Origin of the sequence: Luminiphilus sp. nBUS_16, from assembly GCF_051201645.1 — a bacterium.
GTDB lineage: Bacteria > Pseudomonadota > Gammaproteobacteria > Pseudomonadales > Halieaceae > Luminiphilus.
Map to the genome: position 1 here is coordinate 2405118 of NZ_CP179205.1, position 16846 is coordinate 2421963.

Annotated in this window: 13 protein-coding genes and 1 pseudogene; 2 read left to right on the forward strand and 12 right to left on the reverse strand. The window is 53.4% G+C overall.

Annotation, left to right across the window (positions count from 1 at the left end; genetic code table 11):
• Nucleotides 1-4: 4 nt before the first annotated feature.
• From hscB to ACMAY6_RS10655, 6 genes are all read right to left on the reverse strand, one after another.
• Entirely contained in the window at nt 5-544 is a 540-nt protein-coding gene (gene hscB, locus ACMAY6_RS10630) for a Fe-S protein assembly co-chaperone HscB (RefSeq protein ID WP_435211693.1), read from the reverse strand.
• A 2-nt stretch (nt 545-546) separates the two neighbouring features.
• Nucleotides 547-870, reverse strand: coding sequence for an iron-sulfur cluster assembly protein IscA (gene iscA, locus ACMAY6_RS10635; RefSeq protein WP_435211695.1), 324 nt, complete (start codon nt 868-870; stop codon nt 547-549).
• Nucleotides 870-1253: a Fe-S cluster assembly scaffold IscU gene (gene iscU / locus ACMAY6_RS10640; protein ID WP_435211697.1), complete on the reverse strand. Its 384-nt coding sequence runs from the start codon at nt 1251-1253 to the stop codon at nt 870-872. The genes iscA and iscU overlap by 1 nt, the downstream gene beginning before the upstream one ends.
• 38 nt (nt 1254-1291) lie before the next feature.
• Nucleotides 1292-2518 carry an IscS subfamily cysteine desulfurase gene (locus tag ACMAY6_RS10645; protein WP_435211699.1) on the reverse strand — a complete coding sequence of 409 codons (1227 nt, stop codon included), beginning with the start codon at nt 2516-2518 and terminating at the stop codon, nt 1292-1294.
• A gap of 13 nt (nt 2519-2531) precedes the next feature.
• On the reverse strand, nt 2532-2987 hold the full coding sequence (gene iscR, locus ACMAY6_RS10650; protein ID WP_435211700.1) for a Fe-S cluster assembly transcriptional regulator IscR: 456 nt from the start codon (nt 2985-2987) through the stop codon (nt 2532-2534).
• Nucleotides 2988-3061: 74 nt separating this feature from the next.
• Complete coding sequence (locus ACMAY6_RS10655) at nt 3062-3805, reverse strand: RNA methyltransferase (RefSeq protein ID WP_435211702.1); 744 nt, start codon at nt 3803-3805, stop codon at nt 3062-3064.
• A gap of 128 nt (nt 3806-3933) precedes the next feature.
• On the opposite strand from ACMAY6_RS10655, the gene ACMAY6_RS10660 reads away from it, so the two are divergent.
• Nucleotides 3934-4728, forward strand: a complete 795-nt coding sequence (locus tag ACMAY6_RS10660) for an inositol monophosphatase family protein (RefSeq protein WP_435211704.1) — start codon at nt 3934-3936, stop codon at nt 4726-4728.
• A 10-nt stretch (nt 4729-4738) separates the two neighbouring features.
• Here ACMAY6_RS10660 and secF read toward each other — a convergent pair whose 3' ends face one another.
• From secF to purL, 3 genes and pseudogenes are all read right to left on the reverse strand, one after another.
• Nucleotides 4739-5653 carry a protein translocase subunit SecF gene (gene secF / locus ACMAY6_RS10665; protein WP_435211706.1) on the reverse strand — a complete coding sequence of 305 codons (915 nt, stop codon included), beginning with the start codon at nt 5651-5653 and terminating at the stop codon, nt 4739-4741.
• A complete protein-coding gene (gene secD / locus ACMAY6_RS10670) occupies nt 5650-7551 on the reverse strand; it encodes a protein translocase subunit SecD (RefSeq protein ID WP_435211708.1) in 1902 nt (633 codons plus the stop codon). Before secD ends, secF begins: the two co-directional genes overlap by 4 nt.
• Nucleotides 7552-7678: 127 nt before the next feature.
• A pseudogene (gene purL / locus ACMAY6_RS10675) lies at nt 7679-11547 on the reverse strand (phosphoribosylformylglycinamidine synthase).
• 95 nt (nt 11548-11642) lie between these two features.
• Here purL and mltF point away from each other — a divergent pair.
• Nucleotides 11643-13067 carry a membrane-bound lytic murein transglycosylase MltF gene (mltF, locus tag ACMAY6_RS10680; RefSeq protein ID WP_435211709.1) on the forward strand — a complete coding sequence of 475 codons (1425 nt, stop codon included), beginning with the start codon at nt 11643-11645 and terminating at the stop codon, nt 13065-13067.
• Nucleotides 13068-13108: 41 nt separating this feature from the next.
• Here the strand turns inward: mltF and ACMAY6_RS10685 are convergent, their stop codons facing one another.
• The 3 genes from ACMAY6_RS10685 to fusA form a co-directional block, all read right to left on the reverse strand.
• The gene (locus ACMAY6_RS10685; protein ID WP_435211711.1) at nt 13109-13756 is read right to left on the reverse strand and encodes a DNA-3-methyladenine glycosylase family protein; all 648 of its coding nucleotides are present in this window, start codon (nt 13754-13756) and stop codon (nt 13109-13111) included.
• Between the two features lie 200 nt (nt 13757-13956).
• Complete coding sequence (tadA, locus tag ACMAY6_RS10690; RefSeq protein WP_435211712.1) at nt 13957-14442, reverse strand: tRNA adenosine(34) deaminase TadA; 486 nt, start codon at nt 14440-14442, stop codon at nt 13957-13959.
• Nucleotides 14443-14621: 179 nt separating this feature from the next.
• The gene (gene fusA, locus ACMAY6_RS10695; RefSeq protein ID WP_435211714.1) at nt 14622-16709 is read right to left on the reverse strand and encodes an elongation factor G; all 2088 of its coding nucleotides are present in this window, start codon (nt 16707-16709) and stop codon (nt 14622-14624) included.
• Between the last annotated feature and the right edge of the window lie 137 nt (nt 16710-16846).

A 16846-nucleotide genomic window follows, 5' to 3' on the forward strand; every position in this document is an offset into this window, starting at 1 on the left:
ACGCCTAAACCAGGTCGCTGCTACCAGCGACCTCTTTGTTTAACTTGTGCAAGTACAGTAGATGCACCCAAGCAGATCCCGCCAACTCGTAATCCTCTTTTTCGATCGCTTCTTGAAATGAAAGCAATTCGGATGTCATCAGCGCCTGCGCCTTAGCTTTCAGAACCTCCCGCCCCCCATCGTCGTTGGGGTCTAAGGACTCTGCCTCGTCACGAAGCTGCATCTGTTGCATTAAAAAATCACCACTGACAGGCCGACGTTCCAGAGCTCGCAAGTCGCAAGCTTGACGTTCCAGCAGATGCCTCGCTCGAGAAATAGGGTCTTTGAGCGCCTGATAACCGGCGTTGATATCAGCCGATACCTGAGCCGCAAGGCGCTGCTCAGCCGCGCTGCCACCGCTGTATTTGTCTGGATGAAAGCGCCGCTGAAGTGTACGAAACCTCTGCCCTAAGTCGTCGACATCCACGTCAAACCTAGGCTCAATCTGAAAAAGCTCAAAGTAATCTTTCGGTGCACCTGAAAACCCGGCGGCGACTACAGACATACCTAGACGGTGAAACTCTCACCACAGCCGCACTCGCCAGCCACATTAGGATTGCGGAACTCCAGCCCCTCATTGAGCCCCTCTTTAGCATAGTCAACGATCGTGCCGTCGAGATACACCAAACTCTTGGGGTCGATGAATAGCTTGACGCCAAAATCTTCGAAAACGGTATCTGTACTCTCGGCGGCATCGACGAACTCAAGCACGTAGGCTAGCCCCGAACAGCCAGACGTTTTAACCGCGATTCGGATGCCCTCTCCACGACCACGAGCAGCTAGCTGCCGCTGCACATGCCCCGCTGCCTGTTCTGTGACTGCAATAGTCATCAGTCGTCCTGCTTTTCTCGAAAATTCTTTACGGCCGCTTTAATGGCGTCCTCCGCGAGCACCGAGCAATGAATCTTCACCGGTGGCAGTGCCAATTCCTGTGCTATTTCGGTGTTTGTGATCTGCTCGGCGTCCTCTAACTTACGTCCTTTGACCCATTCAGTCAGCAATGAACTGGATGCAATCGCTGAGCCACAGCCGTAGGTTTTGAACTTGGCGTCCTCGATGACCCCATTATCATTCACCTTGATTTGCAAACGCATGACATCACCACACGCCGGGGCACCCACCATACCTGTGCCCACACTCTCGTCTTCATCATCAAACTTTCCCACATTTCTGGGATTCTCATAGTGATCTATAACCTTCTCACTGTAAGCCACGACGCTCTCCTTTTAAAACTGCAATGCTAGTGTGAAATCTAGTGTGCTGACCATTCGATAGAATTTAAGTCAACGCCATCTTGGTACATATCCCAAAGCGGCGACAATTCCCGTAATTTTTCGACCGCGCGTCGTACCTGCGTAATCGCGTGATCAATATCTGCCTCGGAGGTAAATCGTCCGAAGCTAAAGCGCAGTGAGCTATGGGCAAGCTCATCATTCAGCCCTAGGGCGCGCAAAACGTATGACGGCTCCAAGCTGGCAGAGGTACACGCAGACCCTGATGACAACGCCAAGTCCTTCAGCGACATCAAAAGCGACTCACCTTCGACAAAGGCAAAGCTGACGTTGAGTGCGCCGGGCAAGCGGCGATCTACATCACCATTGATGTGAACCTCTTGCAGGTCTTTCAGGCCATCCCAAAAGCGGGCCCGCAAACCCATCAGCCGCTGGGTTTCATCAACCATTTCTTCTTTGGCAATTCGCGCCGCCTCACCGAATCCAACCGCCTGATGGGTTGCCAGTGTCCCTGAGCGCATACCCCGCTCATGGCCACCGCCGTGCATTTGCGCTTCGAGCCGAACCCTTGGCTTGCGGCGAACATACAACGCCCCTACACCTTTAGGGCCATACATTTTGTGCGCACTCATGGAGAGCAAATCAACTTTCATCACCTCCATATCGAGAGGCACCTTACCCGTGCTCTGAGCCGCATCTACATGATAAATAACACCCGCCGCGCGACAGACTTCACCAATACCAGCAATGTCATTAACGACGCCAATTTCGTTGTTTGCGTGCATAACGCTTACTACGACCGTGTCGGGACGAATGGCTGCCTGCACGGATTCTGGTGTGGTCAAACCAGCCTTATTGGGCTCAAGATAAGTTACCTCGAACCCTTCGCGCTCAAGCTGACGGCAGGTATCAAGCACCGCTTTGTGCTCTATCTTGGAGGTGATGATGTGTTGGCCTTTCTTACGATAAAAGTGCGCAGCTCCTTTAATAGCGAGATTGTCAGACTCAGTTGCACCTGAGGTCCATACAATTTCTCTTGGGTCGGCGTTTATCAGGTCAGCTATTTGCGCCCTGGCATTTTCGACCGCTTCTTCGGCCTTCCAACCAAATACATGGGAACGAGATGCCGGGTTACCAAAAGTACCCTCCATAGATAAGCACTCTGACATGGCATCAGCAACGCGAGGGTCTACCGGAGTAGTTGACAGGTAGTCGAGGTAAATGGGCGTATTGACTTGCGCATTCATTACAAAAGTGTCCTTACTGCAGAATTAATTTTTGCACGGTTTCGTTAGCACCTAGCCTTGCCTTACCCGCTCGATTGTCCACGAGATCTGCCAGACTGATACCGCTTAAAAAGCCGTGAATCCTATCGCTGAGGTCCTGCCATAGGTCGTGGGTCAAACAGACCTCGCCATGATGGCAGTTACCCTTGCCGTTACAATTTGTCACATCGACAGACTCGTCTACGGCATCGATGATTTCAGCCACGAACAACGTCGTTCGGTCACGGGCTAGGCGGTAACCCCCACCGGGCCCCCGCACGCTGGTGACCAAGTCCTCGCGTCGAAGCTTGGCAAACAGTTGCTCCAGATAGGATAGCGAAATTTCTTGGCGACCGGAGATATCCGCCAATGAAACCGGCTTTTCCTCGCCATTTATCGCCAGATCGAGCATCGCCGTCACGGCATATCGTCCTCGGGTTGTAAGTTTCATGCGCCCTCCTTGGGTGCATTTTGACAAAACCCACTAAAACACTCAAGTAAAAAACCAACTAATTTGGTGGGGCTTTACTTACCTTCCTTTGGCACCTGTTTCTGTGTCTCAGCGAGAATACCGCGCAAGATATTTAATTCCATGTCATCCAGGCGCACGCGGTTGTACAGGCGCTTCAAACGTCTCATTAGCTGGCGGGGCGCTTTGGGGTCAAGAAACTGAATATCTATGAGCGTTTGCTCCAAATGCACATAAAAGCGAGCCATATCCTCTGCTGACGCAAAAGGCGTATCCCAAGCGGCATCCTCCTCGGTCGCGGTACTCCCCGCCAACTGAGTCATCCGTATTTCGTAGGCCACAATCTGCACGGCCATGGCTAAGTTTAAAGACGGATAAGATTCGTGAGTCGGTATATGGCAATGGAGATTACAAAGCTCTAACTCCTCATTGAGCAATCCACGGTCCTCTCGACCAAAAAGAATCACCACCTCCTCGCCTTGTATCGCGTGGTGATAGAGTCGCTCACCACAATGACGAGCATCTTGAAGCGGCCAGGGAATACGGCGTTCCCGCGCACTGGTACCGACAACAAATTGAGCCCCTTTGACGGCTTCCTCGACAGTTTCTACGACCGTCGCGTTTGCCAAAACGTCCTCCGCAGAAGCTGCCCGCCAGAGCGCTTCGGGTGCCGGAAACTCTTTAGGCTTGACCAATGTGAGTCGCGTGAGGCCCATATTTTTCATAGCTCTTGCGACGCCACCGATGTTGCCGGGGTGGCTCGTATGCACAAGAACGACCCGAATATTATTTATTGCCATGGAAATTGCTGTTCTCGAAAGTAAAAAAGGCCGCAGAGTGTAACAAAGCACTGAACAGGTCACGCTGCCCCTGCTATGCTTCGCCCCCGTTACGGGTCGGTAATCTACCCGTCTTTGGAGAAATCACCATGGAACCGATGGTCACCATCGCTCTACGAGCCGCCCGCAAAGCTGGCGACCTAATCGTAAGAGCCTCAGATGAACTTGATCGCGTGGGGCATCAGGCGAAAGGCGTCGCTGATTATGTCACCGAAGTCGACATCGCGGCAGAACAAGAAATACTTTATCAGCTGGGCAAAGCCTATCCAGACCATGCATTCTTAGCTGAGGAAAGCGGTCAAACCGGCAATGCAAAGTCAGATCATCTCTGGGTAATAGACCCTCTCGATGGCACCAGTAATTTTATGCGAGGGATACCCCATTATTGCGTGTCGATTGCCTGTATCGTAAATGGCCGTTTGTCGCATTCGGTGGTGCTCGACCCAGTTCGACGGGAAGAATTTACCGCTTCTCGCGGGCGTGGCGCGCAGTTGAACGGCCATCGCCTGCGTGTCAGCAGTCGCTCTGACCTGCGCGAATGTTTGTTAGGCACCGGAATTCCATTTTTGGGGCACGAACAACAGCGGCTCCCTCAATACACGCAAACGCTGGCTGAGCTTGCCGGCCAATGTATGGGCATCCGAAGAGCAGGCGCAGCGGCACTAGACCTAGCCTACGTTGCTGCAGGACGGTTCGACGGGTTTTGGGAAACAGGCCTAGAACGCTGGGACATTGCCGCAGGCGCACTGCTGGTAAAAGAAGCTGGCGGACTCATTGCTGACCTCAATGGCTCAGAGCGTTACCTAGACAATGGGCAAGTAGTGTGCGGCAATCCCAAAGTCTTCAAACAACTGCTGTCCACCGTGGGTCCAGTGTTGCGTTAGCGCGTTAAGCCTAAACTTGTGAGCCGTCTTCGCTGCCGCCTTCTTTGATAGGAATGGCTACGTCTTCCTTACTGACGCCCATAGCCAACAAAATTGTCGCCGACACGTAGATTGATGAGTACGTACCAATAGCGACACCTGCGAGTAGCGCCAAGGCGAAACCGTGAATCATTTCCCCACCGAAAATGGCTAATGCAAGCAACACCAGAAGTGTTGTTAACGATGTCACTAGCGTTCGGCCTAGAGTTTCGGTCAGAGAAATATCGATGACCTCAGTCGGCCCCATTCGACGCAGTTTGCGGAAGTTCTCTCGGATGCGGTCGGCTACAACGATTGTGTCATTGAGCGAGTAGCCGATAACCGCAAGAATCGCAGCAAGAACCGTCAGATCAAACTCTAGCCCCATCAGAGAAAAGAAGCCCAGCACAAACAAAACATCATGCGCCAGTGCCATCACAGCGCCCACAGCAAATTTGAATTGGAATCGAAAGCCTACGTACAACATTACCAGGCCAAGGGCGAGCAGCATTGCCAGCCCCCCCTGCTCACGCAGCTCCTCTCCGACAGCAGGACCCACAAACTCCATGCGGCGCAATTCGATCGGGGAACTTGAAGCACTGCGTAGTACATCCACCATGGCCACCCCTTGCTCATCGGAGTAGCTAATTGGCAGCCGTATCAACACGTCTCGATCTGTGCCAAAAGCGACAACAACAACGCCCTCATACCCGTTTGCTTCTAAAGTCTTACGGACCTCTGATAAGTTTGCGGTGTTGCCATACTCGACCTCGACGAGGGTTCCGCCAGTAAAGTCCAGCCCCCAGTTCAGAGATTTAGTCGCCAAAGCACCGCCAGCCAGCAGCATTGCCAATAGAGAAAAGCCAGCAGCAAAGCGCCGCCACGCCATGAAGGGAAGAATCTTCATACTTGAGCCTCCTCAGCATCGCGTTTTGGTAGGGGACCAATCGATAAAGTATCGACTCGACGACCTCCATAGATAAGATTGACGAGGGCTCGGGTGCCCAAGATGGCCGTAAACATCGATGTAATAATACCTAGAGACAAGGTGACGGCGAAGCCCTTAATCGGCCCTGTGCCGACAGCATACAAAATGACCGCAACAATAAGCGTGGTGATATTGGCATCAAGAATCGTTGCTACAGCGCGCTCAAAACCTGCATTAATAGCCATTTGAGGCGACATGCGTCGAGCTAACTCCTCTCGTATTCGCGCAAATATGAGCACGTTAGCATCGACCGCCATCCCCACGGTTAACACAATACCAGCGATGCCTGGCAAGGTCAGCGTAGCCCCCAAGAGAGACATGAACGCTAACAGCAATACGAGGTTGGTGGTAAGGGCTATTACCGCTGTAATGCCAAAGACCCGATAGTAAAGCACCATAAAGATGACAACCAAGGCGAGACCAATCTGCACCGACTTCACACCCAACGCGATATTTTCAGCCCCCAAAGACGGGCCCACTGTTCGCTCCTCAACAAAGGTAATCGGCGCGGCAAGAGCACCCGCTCTAAGCATTAACGCGAGCTCCGAGGCTTCCCCGGGTGAGTCGAGGCCGGTGATCTGAAACGATGCACCGAGAGCCGATTGAATAACAGGAGCGGTGAGCAATTTCTTTTCGTCGTATGGAACCCTGATGACAACCTCGTCACCTTTCTCGTCTTGCTCGTACCGTGTTCGATATTTACGCTCAATAAATAAAACGCCCATTCTTCGCTTAATGTTGTTGCGCGTAGAGCGGGACATGAGCATGCCGCCCTCGCCATCCAATGTAATGGAAACATTAGGCTGATTATTCTGGTCAAAACCTGCCGCCGCATTGGAGACCCGCTCGCCCGTGATTATCACCTCGCGTTCAAGCCACTCTGTCATGCCCTCCCTAGCATCACTTCGGTACTCAAAGCGCTGCCGCTCAGTGACAGGGGCGTTGGTCTCTGCGACCAGTCGAAACTCGAGATTGGCAACTTTGCCCAAAATTCTCTTAGCCTCAGCGGTATCCTGAATACCCGGCAACTCAACCACAATGCGGTTAGACCCTTGTTTTTGGACCAGGGGCTCGGAAACCCCAAGCTCGTTTACCCGATTGCGAATGGTTGTGAGGTTTTGGTCAACGGCGTAATCCACAACCTCCTTCATCGTCGCATCGGTCACCTCAGCAAACAGCTCCCATTTATCGACACCATCAACACGATCCAGCAACAGCTCGGGATAAAGATCTGCGGTGATTTTCCGCGCATCTTCACGAACGGCTTCACTCAAAAAACTCATGCCAACCCGCTGCCCTTGAAGGCGCACCAACCCGCGAACGCGCGCCTCTCTGAGCGCACGCTTAATGCCGGATTCATAGGTTTCCAGGCGCCGCTCCTTGGCCGCAGCCACGTCTACCTCGAGTTTAAAATGCACACCACCGCTGAGATCAAGTCCCAGCTTCATCGGTTGTGCACCGCCACGCTTGAGCCATTCAGGCGTGGTTGGCGCAAGGTTTAAAGCAATAATGTAGGCGTCACCCAACTCGCGACCCAATATTGCCTGAGCCCGAAGTTGATCATCTCGCTGCAGCAGGCGTATCAGCGCTGTTTTACCCGAGGGCTGTATTTGTTCACCAAAGTGCTCAATGTCTGCGGCCTGTAACGCGTCACTCGCACGCTCCAGCACTTGGTAGTCAATTTCCTGAGAGCCGCTCGCTCCGCCAATTTGCAGGGCGGGATCAGGGGCATACAAATTGGGTGCGGCGTAATACAAGCCAAACAGTGCCACGCAGAGTATTGAAAGGTTTTTCCAAAGGGAATAACGATTGAGCATCGCAGTCTCGTAAAGTTGTGTCGTGGCGGGTCCTACGAGATTCGCAGGGCCGCTACTTGATTGGCGCGCAGTTTAGCGATTGTGCGCCCTTATTAATAGGCAGAGGTGGGGACGGCCGTGGGATATTTCAACCTAACCATGCTCTGGCGTTGCGAAATAGTCGCATCCATCCTGAGTCTTCTGACCATTCATTAGGCGCCCAGGACATCTGAGATGTTCGAAACACACGTTCGGGGTGCGGCATCATAATCGTTACGCGCCCATCCATGCTGCTCAGGCCAGCGATACCCGAGGGCGAGCCGTTGGGATTGTATGGATAGCGCTGGGTCACCGAGCCCGAATGATCAACATAGCGCAGACCCACGGAACCTGAGCTGATGGCTGCAGTCAATTGTTCGTCACTGGCAAACTGAGCGCGCCCCTCTCCATGAGCTACCACGATAGGCAACATCGATCCTGCCATTGCTGATAACAGCACTGAAGGGCTTTCCTCGATCCGCACCATAGTGAGCCGTGCTTCGTACTGCTCAGAGGTATTGCGAGCAAACCGCGGCCAGTGGCTGGCTCCCGGAATCAATTCGCTCAAATTGGACAACATTTGGCAACCGTTACACACCCCGAGGCTAAACGTGTCAGGGCGCTCAAAAAATGTCGAGAACGCCTCACGCAGTTCAGAATTGAATAAAATCGTTTTCGCCCAGCCTTCCCCAGCGCCCAAGACATCACCATAGGAAAACCCACCGCAGGCAGCAAAGCCTCTAAATCCATCTAGGCTAACGGAGCCCTGTAGCAAGTCACTCATGTGAACATCGACAGTGGTGAAACCGGCGCGATGAAAAGCAGCCGCCATTTCAGACTGACCATTGACGCCCTGTTCTCGAAGAATAGCCACCCTGGGCGAGGCACCGGTCGCGATAAATGGCGCGGCGGGATCATTACCGGGCTCAAAGGTAAGTGCCGCTGACAGCCCCGGATCGTTCTGCAGGATATTTTCAAACTCCTGATCCGCACATTCGGGGTTATCGCGTAGCCGTTGGACCTGATGGCTGGTAGAGCTCCAGAGTTGCTGTAGCGCACCTCGCTGACTATCAATCAACTCAAACCTAGGCGAATTAACGACTATACGTTGGTCCAAACGCGGCGAAGCGATGCTCTGTACACACCCACCCAAGCCCACTTCAATCGCCAGCGCCTCAATGGCGTGCACATCGGTGCTGTGAACTTGTAATACAACACCAATCTCTTCACTGAACAGCGCTGCCAACGCCGCAGAACCCTCCTCTTTGACAGCTATGTTGAGTCCACAACGCGCAGCAAAAGCCATCTCTACCAAGGTCGTTATTAAACCGCCATCCGAGCGATCATGGTAAGCAAGAATGAGGTCCCTAGATTTAAGCTGAGAGATAAACTCAAAAAGCGCTTTTAAGTCTGCCGCATCAACATCGGGCACTTCAGAACCCAATGCACCCCAGCACTGGGCGAGCACAGAACCGCCCAGCCGATTTTGGCCATGACCTAAATCGACCAGCAGGAGTTCAGTATTTTCATCAGCTACAAGTTCAGGGGTGAGCGTCGTCCTCACATCTCCAACAGGAGCAAAAGCAGAGACAATAAGCGACACAGGCGCTGTCACAGACTTCTCTGCGCCCTGCTCCTGCCAACTGGTTCGCATGGACATAGAGTCCTTACCAACAGGCACTGTAATACCCAACTGAGGGCAAAATTCCAGGCCCACAGCCTTTACAGTGTCGAACAAAATCGCGTCATTATTACCGTGACCAGCAGCGCACATCCAATTAGCCGACAACCGAATATCAGACAGTTTCGCTACGGGGGAAGCGAGAATATTGGTAATGGCCTCGGCGATGGATAGCCGCGCTGAAGCCGGTCCACTGAGCAAAGCTACCGGCGTGCGCTCTCCCATGCTCATAGCTTCGCCGAGATGGGAATCCATGGACACCGTCGTCACGGCACAGTCTGCAACAGGAACTTGCCATGGACCCACCATTTGGTCTCTGGCGACCAAGCCCGTAACCGATCGATCACCAATTGTTATCAAAAAGCTTTTTGATCCCACTGCGGGGAACTGCAGCACCCGCTGCAACGCTTCAGCTGGGGACAACTCCGGCACAAAATCATCACCGCAGGAAGCGCCCCTTCGCGCCTCGCGATGCATTTTAGGCGGCTTGCCAAAAAGCAGCCCCATCGGCAAATCAACAGGGCTATCCTCAAATTGACTGTCTGCCACTTCAAGATGCAGATCTTCAGTGGCCTGACCCACAACCGCGTAAGGACACCGCTCACGCTGACAAATGGCTTCAAAGCGAGCTAAGTGCTCGGGCTCAACAGCGAGAACGTAACGCTCTTGCGCTTCGTTACACCAAATTTCTAGAGGACTCATGCCCGGCTCATCACTGGGAATACTGCGCAGATCGATACTGCCACCGCGCCCACCATCTTTGACCAATTCAGGCAGGGCATTACTGAGCCCGCCCGCGCCCACGTCGTGGATGAAAGCGATTGGGCTGTCTTCTCCCAGCGCCCAGCAACGATCGATCACCTCCTGGCAGCGTCGCTCCATTTCTGGGTTATGGCGCTGCACGGAAGCAAAATCTAGAGCTTCATCACTTTCGCCGCTGGCCATGGACGATGCGGCACCACCGCCAAGACCAATCAACATAGCAGGACCACCCAACACCACCAAGTGGGCACCCGGCTCAAAATCGCCTTTTTGAACGTGTTCTTCTCGGATATTGCCAAAGCCACCCGCGATCATAATGGGCTTGTGGTAGCCCTTGACGCCCTGATCAGTGGCCACCTCAAACGTTCGAAAATATCCTGCAAGATTGGGTCGTCCGAACTCGTTATTAAAAGCCGCTGCCCCGATAGGACCGTCAAGCATGATCTGCAGGGGCGAGACGATTCTTCCGGGGCGACCATAGCCCAGCTCCCAAGGTTGGGGCTGATCAGGTAGTTCAAGGTGCGAGACCGTAAAACCGGCGAGGCCCGCCTTGGGCTTTGAACCTCGCCCCACGGCACCCTCGTCTCGGATTTCGCCACCTGACCCGGTTGCTGCCCCCGCAAAAGGAGCGATAGCGGTCGGGTGGTTGTGGGTCTCAACCTTCATCAAAAGATGAATAGGTTCCTCGTGATAGGCGTATTCGCCACTGTCCGGGTCGGGAAACCAGCGTCCACCCTCGTGACCCGCTACAACAGCGGCGTTGTCAGAGTAAGCAGAGAGCACCCCCTCCCCCCGACATGGTGGGTATGTCTGATCATGCCGAACAATGAATGCTCACAATCTGCACCATCAATCGTCCAGCTCGCATTAAAAATTTTATGCCGGCAGTGTTCTGAATTGGCCTGAGCAAACATCATAAGTTCAATATCGCTGGGATCGCGATTGAGGTCCCGAAAAGCGCTGACTAAATAGTCAATTTCATCCTCTGCAAGGGCAAGACCTAGTTGCTCATTGGCGTCACGTAGTGCCTCGTGTCCCCGCTCAAGAATGGCCACTCGATTAAACCGAGCGGGTTGGGCGCTTTGAAACAGCTGCTCTAACCCCGCTGAACTTGCCAAGACGGACTCCACCATTCTGTCGTGCAGCAAACCATTGAGCTCAATTAGGTGCGTCTGGGGCAGCTCGGACAAGCCTTGAATAACGTAGCAAATACCGCGCTCTATACGCTCAATGCCGGTAAAACCGCAATTGTGAGCAATATCCGTCGCTTTACTCGACCAAGGAGAGATGGTGCCCAATCGAGGGACAACAATCAGACAATGTTCATCTGCGGCAAGCGTTTCTCGTGCGATCTCGGCCGTGCTGGGTTGTAGCAACCGCGCTAGCTCTGCCCGATTGACTTCTCCCTCATGGGCAACCGCATAAACAAAATAGGCATCCTCAAGCTGCAGCCCTGGATCGAGAGCCCTCAAAGCGTTCGCCAATGCCATAAATCGCGGCGACGTCAGTGCGGAAGATCCGGGAAGAATAAACATGGTGTACCTCCAGCTTTGGGAGGCAGCAGTATACCTGTGGCGGCGAGGCATCAACACATCAGACACCGGTTTATCGCACACGTTACACTAGGGCCATGAGTTTTCTTAAAATCATTGCCATGTCGCTGGTGTTGATCTTGCTGTGGGGCTGTAGCGAGGATGACATTTTCCAAGAGCTTGCCGGAAATCGTGAGCTTATTGTGGTGACGAGAAACAGCCCAACGACCTATTATTTTGACGGTGATCAGGCCTCTGGCTTTGAATATGACCTGATCAAGGCCTACGCCACTGCCCGGGGCTACACCCTGCGCGTCGAAGTGGCGTTTACCTTAGAGGAATTCACCCTTCAACTCGATCGGGGTCAAGTTCACCTCGGTGCCGCCGGAATGGCCATTAACAGTAAGCGAGCTGGGACACTTTTAGCGACGGCTCCCTACCTACAGCAGCAGCCAGTGGTCATTTATAAAAGCGGTAAGCGGCGCCCTCGCCGCTTGGCAGATTTGAGTCGTAGAGATGTGATTGTTCTGAGCGGCAGTAGCCATATCGAAGTGTTAGAAAACCTGAAAGAGCAAGTACCATTGCTTACTTGGCGCGAGGTACAGACAGGCGACACTCTAGAACTGATGCAGCTGGTCACAGAGGAAAAGGCCGAGCTCGCCGTGCTAGGGGCGGCAGAATTTCGACTTCAACAACAGCTTTACCCACGTCTAGTCGCGGCACTTGACCTTGAGGTGGAAGAATCTATCGGCTGGTATCTACCCAATATCGCAGGGGCAGACGTGCTGCAGACCGATATCAATCTGTTTCTCGAAACAGCGCAACAATCAGGGGAACTCGAGAAAATCCGTGAACGGCATTTTGGAACGACACGCTTTTCATCGAGGATGGGCGCGTTTACCTTCAACCGGCGGGTCGAGAGCGTGCTCCCCAAGTGGCAGCCCCTTATTGAGAGGGTTGCCACTGAATATCAAATGGATTGGCGCCTGTTAGCCGCTGTTTCTTATCAAGAGTCACATTGGAACCCTACCGCCAGATCCCCAACAGGGGTTGAGGGGATGATGATGCTGACACGCAATACGGCTAAAGAGTTAAATGTTGCTGACCGAAGAGACCCACAACAAAGCCTGCGAGGCGGTGCGCGCTTCATCAAAAACCTCCTGAGGCGCCTTCCTGCCGACATCGAGCAACCGCATCGGCTGTGGATGGCACTCGCGGCCTACAATATCGGGCTAGGCCACCTTGAAGACGCTAGAGTGATCGCCGAAAAAAGGGGTCTTAACCCCCATATCTGGTCCGATGTACGCTCGCAATTACCCAAGCTCCAAAACCCTGACGTTTATCCCAGCACACGATTTGGCTTTGCCCGGGGTAATGAGGCGGTCACTTATGTCGACAACATTCGTCAGTATTACTCTACCCTGCAGCTGATGGCTGTGGCGGATGAACGCATCCAGCCCCCGCTCAATGTCGCGGAGATGGCCGGGAATAACTCAGCATTGGCGCTGCCGATCGCCCTGTAGTGACCAGTGCGAAGTGACCCCCAACCACCAAACCTCAATACCTAAGCAGCGTCTTGAGGCACGTTCGAATAATAGTGCCAACACAACAAAGCCAGCGCGCTTTTATAGGGAGAGAAAGGCTCTGCCAAACGCTCAGTTTGCTTCGAAGTTGGCCGCTCGGAAAGACCCAAAAGGCGCCCGAAACCAACCCGCACGGCAAGATCACCGCTAGGCCAGATATCGGTGCGGCCCAAAGAAAACATCAGATACATTTGGGCCGACCAAGCACCGAAGCCGCGGATTGCAGTGATGCGCTCTAACACCTCCTCATCAGACATTTTCGGTAAATCTAGTAGCGGTAAATCATCCTCGACAACAGCAGTAGCTAAACTGCGCAGATACGAGACTTTTTGACGGGACAAACCTGCGGCACGCAGGGCCGCCTCATCACGGGACAAAAGCACTCCGGGCTCGAGTTGACCGTTGAGTGATGCCATTAAACGTTGCGTGATTGCCTCTGCAGCTCGAGTCGATACCTGTTGCCCCACCACTATTTTAGCCAGCGAATCGAAGCCATGGGCTCGCTTCCGAGCGGGGGGGAAGCCAACAAGATTTAGGGCTTCCGCAACGCGGCTATCGCTATCTGCTGCCGCGTTAAGCGCTTTCTTAATATGAGCATCGGTCAGTCGATAATTGGCAACGCGTTCCACTGGCTATAAACCCCGAGCACGGCACTTGAGAATGAGGCTTAGCCTGACCCTAGGCACCAACATTGGCAACGGATTTTTGTTCATTTTTCAATATCTGATGTCGCACCTTTGGGCCCCGAGCCCTTTTACGGCGTAAGCACGGAACACTCAAGCCGCAGCCGCACTCCCATGACTCTCGTAGAGACCACTGCTCACGGCACTTAAATTGAAGAACCCGACTTACTCTTCCGGTGACGATCTCGCCGGCCTTTGAAGAACTGTCGAAGTAAATTCGCAGACGCGTCGCTGGCGACACCCTCTGTCCACTCCACACGGTGATTCAGGGCTGGATTGTTGAAGGTTGAGGCCGTGCTGACCACGGCCCCCGCTTTAGGCTCACGAGCAGCAAACACCAACCGCTGAACCCGAGCGTGAATCAGAGCACCACAACACATGGTGCAGGGTTCCAAGGTCACGTACAGCGTGGTGCCCGGCAGTCGATAATTAGCGACCTTCTGACTCGCTGACCTGAGTGCCAGTACTTCTGCATGAGCCGTTGGGTCGCAACCCGCGATCTGTGCGTTACTCGCCACGGCTAAAACCTCTCCAGTATCTGCGACCAAGACTGCACCGACAGGCACCTCACCCCTTGCGCCAGCAGTACTTGCGGCCTCAAGCGCCAAACCCATGTAGTCATGATCGTCCAAGTTCTAACCCTCTGCGGTTGAAGAGCGCCTGTGCGGTTGAAACCAAGCGCTCAGTGTGCCATCCGAAACGGATTCCATCATCACCAGATTCCGACCATAAAAAAACCCCACGAGTTTCGTCGCAGGGTTTTTTTACTGTAGGACCTTGCCGAACAGGTCCTCCGGCTATAAGGCGCTTATTATGCTTTAGCGGCTCGTCGCTCTTTCTCTTCCACAATCACCTTCTCCGAGACAGATGCAGGGCAAGGTAGGTAGTGGGAGAATTCCATAGAGAACTGACCACGTCCCGAGGTTATCGTTCTCAGGTGCCCGATATATCCAAACATCTCTGCCAGCGGCACATCGGCCTTGATACGAATACCCGTAGGCGTTGAGTCTTGATCCTTGATCATGCCTCGACGTCGATTCAAGTCACCAATGACGTCTCCAACGTTATCTTCAGGGGCAAACACGTCGACTTTCATCACGGGCTCAATCAGCTGAGGGCTCGCCTTCGGCATTGACTGCCGGTAAGCGCCCTTGGCCGCCAACTCAAAAGCAATCGCCGAGGAGTCTACTGCGTGGAAACCACCGTCATGAAGCTCCACTGCAACGTCGAGTACGGGGAATCCAGCCAGAGGGCCTTCTTCCATCATAACTCGGAAGCCCTTCTCAATTGCTGGGAAGAATTCCTTGGGTACGTTGCCGCCGACAACGCTTGACGTAAACTGATAACCGCTGCCTGGCTCACCAGGAATAATTTTGTAATCGATCTTTCCGAATTGACCTGAACCGCCCGACTGCTTCTTATGAGTGTAAGAATCTTCGATCGCGCTGGTGATTGTCTCACGGTAAGCCACCTGTGGCTGACCTACATCAAGCTCGACGCCATAAGTTCGCTTTAAAATATCGACTTTAATGTCTAGGTGGAGCTCACCCATTCCCTTGAGAATGGTCTCTCCTGAATCCTCGTCGGTCTCGACGCGGAAAGAGGGGTCTTCTGCAATCATCTTACCGATTGCAACACCCATTTTTTCTGTACCGGCCTTATCCTTAGGGGCCACCGCGATAGAAATAACGGGCTCTGGGAATACCATTGCCTCAAGAGTGCAGGGCTCTGCGGTGCTGCACAGGGTGTGACCCGTCTGGACGTTTTTCATGCCTACGCAGGCAAAAATGTCACCCGCTTGCGCCCTATCAATTTCGTTGCGCTCATCGGCGTGCATTTCAACCATTCGGCCGACGCGCTCGGTTTTCCCGGTCGCAGAGTTGAGAATGGTGTCGCCTTTTTTAATCTGCCCCGAGTAGACCCGAATGAAAGTCAGTGCACCGAATCGATCGTCCATGATTTTGAACGCTAGCGCTCGAAACGGCTCTTCGGTCGAGACTATCGCCTTTTCGCCGGTGGCATTGCCCTCCTCGTCGGTCAGATCCTGCGGATCCACTTCCGTGGGGCTTGGCAGGTAGTCAACAACTGCGTTGAGTACCAGCTGAATGCCCTTGTTCTTAAACGCCGAACCACAATAAGTGGGGAAAAAGTGCAGTCTACGCGTGCCCTCTCGGATGCAGCGCTTGATGTCGTCCATAGAGGGTTCTTCACCTTCCATGTAGGCCATCATGACGTCATCGTCCATCTCCACCGCGGCTTCGATGAGCTGTTCGCGGTACATTGCAGCGTCGTCGACCAAATCAGCGGGGATATCGGTCACTTCGTAGTTCTCTGGCAAGCCCGAGTCGTCCCAGATGTATGCCTTTTGAGTCAAAATATCGACCACACCGGTGAACTCGTCCTCAGTGCCGATAGGTAGCGTCATCACTAACGGGTTTGCACCCAGTACGTTTCGTACCTGATCTACAACTCGGTAAAAGTCAGCACCGATGCGATCAAGTTTGTTGACGAAGATAAGGCGAGAAACCTCTGAATCATTAGCGTAGCGCCAGTTAGTTTCTGACTGAGGCTCAACGCCCCCAGATCCGCAAAAAACACCGACGCCGCCATCCAAAACCTTCAGCGACCGGTAAACCTCAACTGTAAAATCAACGTGTCCAGGTGTATCAATAATGTTTAAGCGATGGTCATCCCAGAAGCAGGTCGTTGCTGCCGATTGAATGGTGATACCACGCTCCTGCTCCTGCTCCATGAAATCGGTGGTGGCGGCACCATCGTGGACTTCACCGGTCTTGTGAATTTTACCGGTTAGCTTGAGGATACGCTCAGTCGTCGTGGTCTTACCGGCATCAACGTGCGCAAAGATGCCAATATTTCGATAGATGGATAAGTCTGTCATGGTAATTGTCGCCCAGTCGGAATTAGTTCTTGGTTGCCTACACCCAAACCCCTTGTACAGTGCACCGCTCGATGCAGGAACACATCGGCAACGCTTGCGCGGTACAGTCACCAAAAAGAGGCCGTAGACGTCGTCAC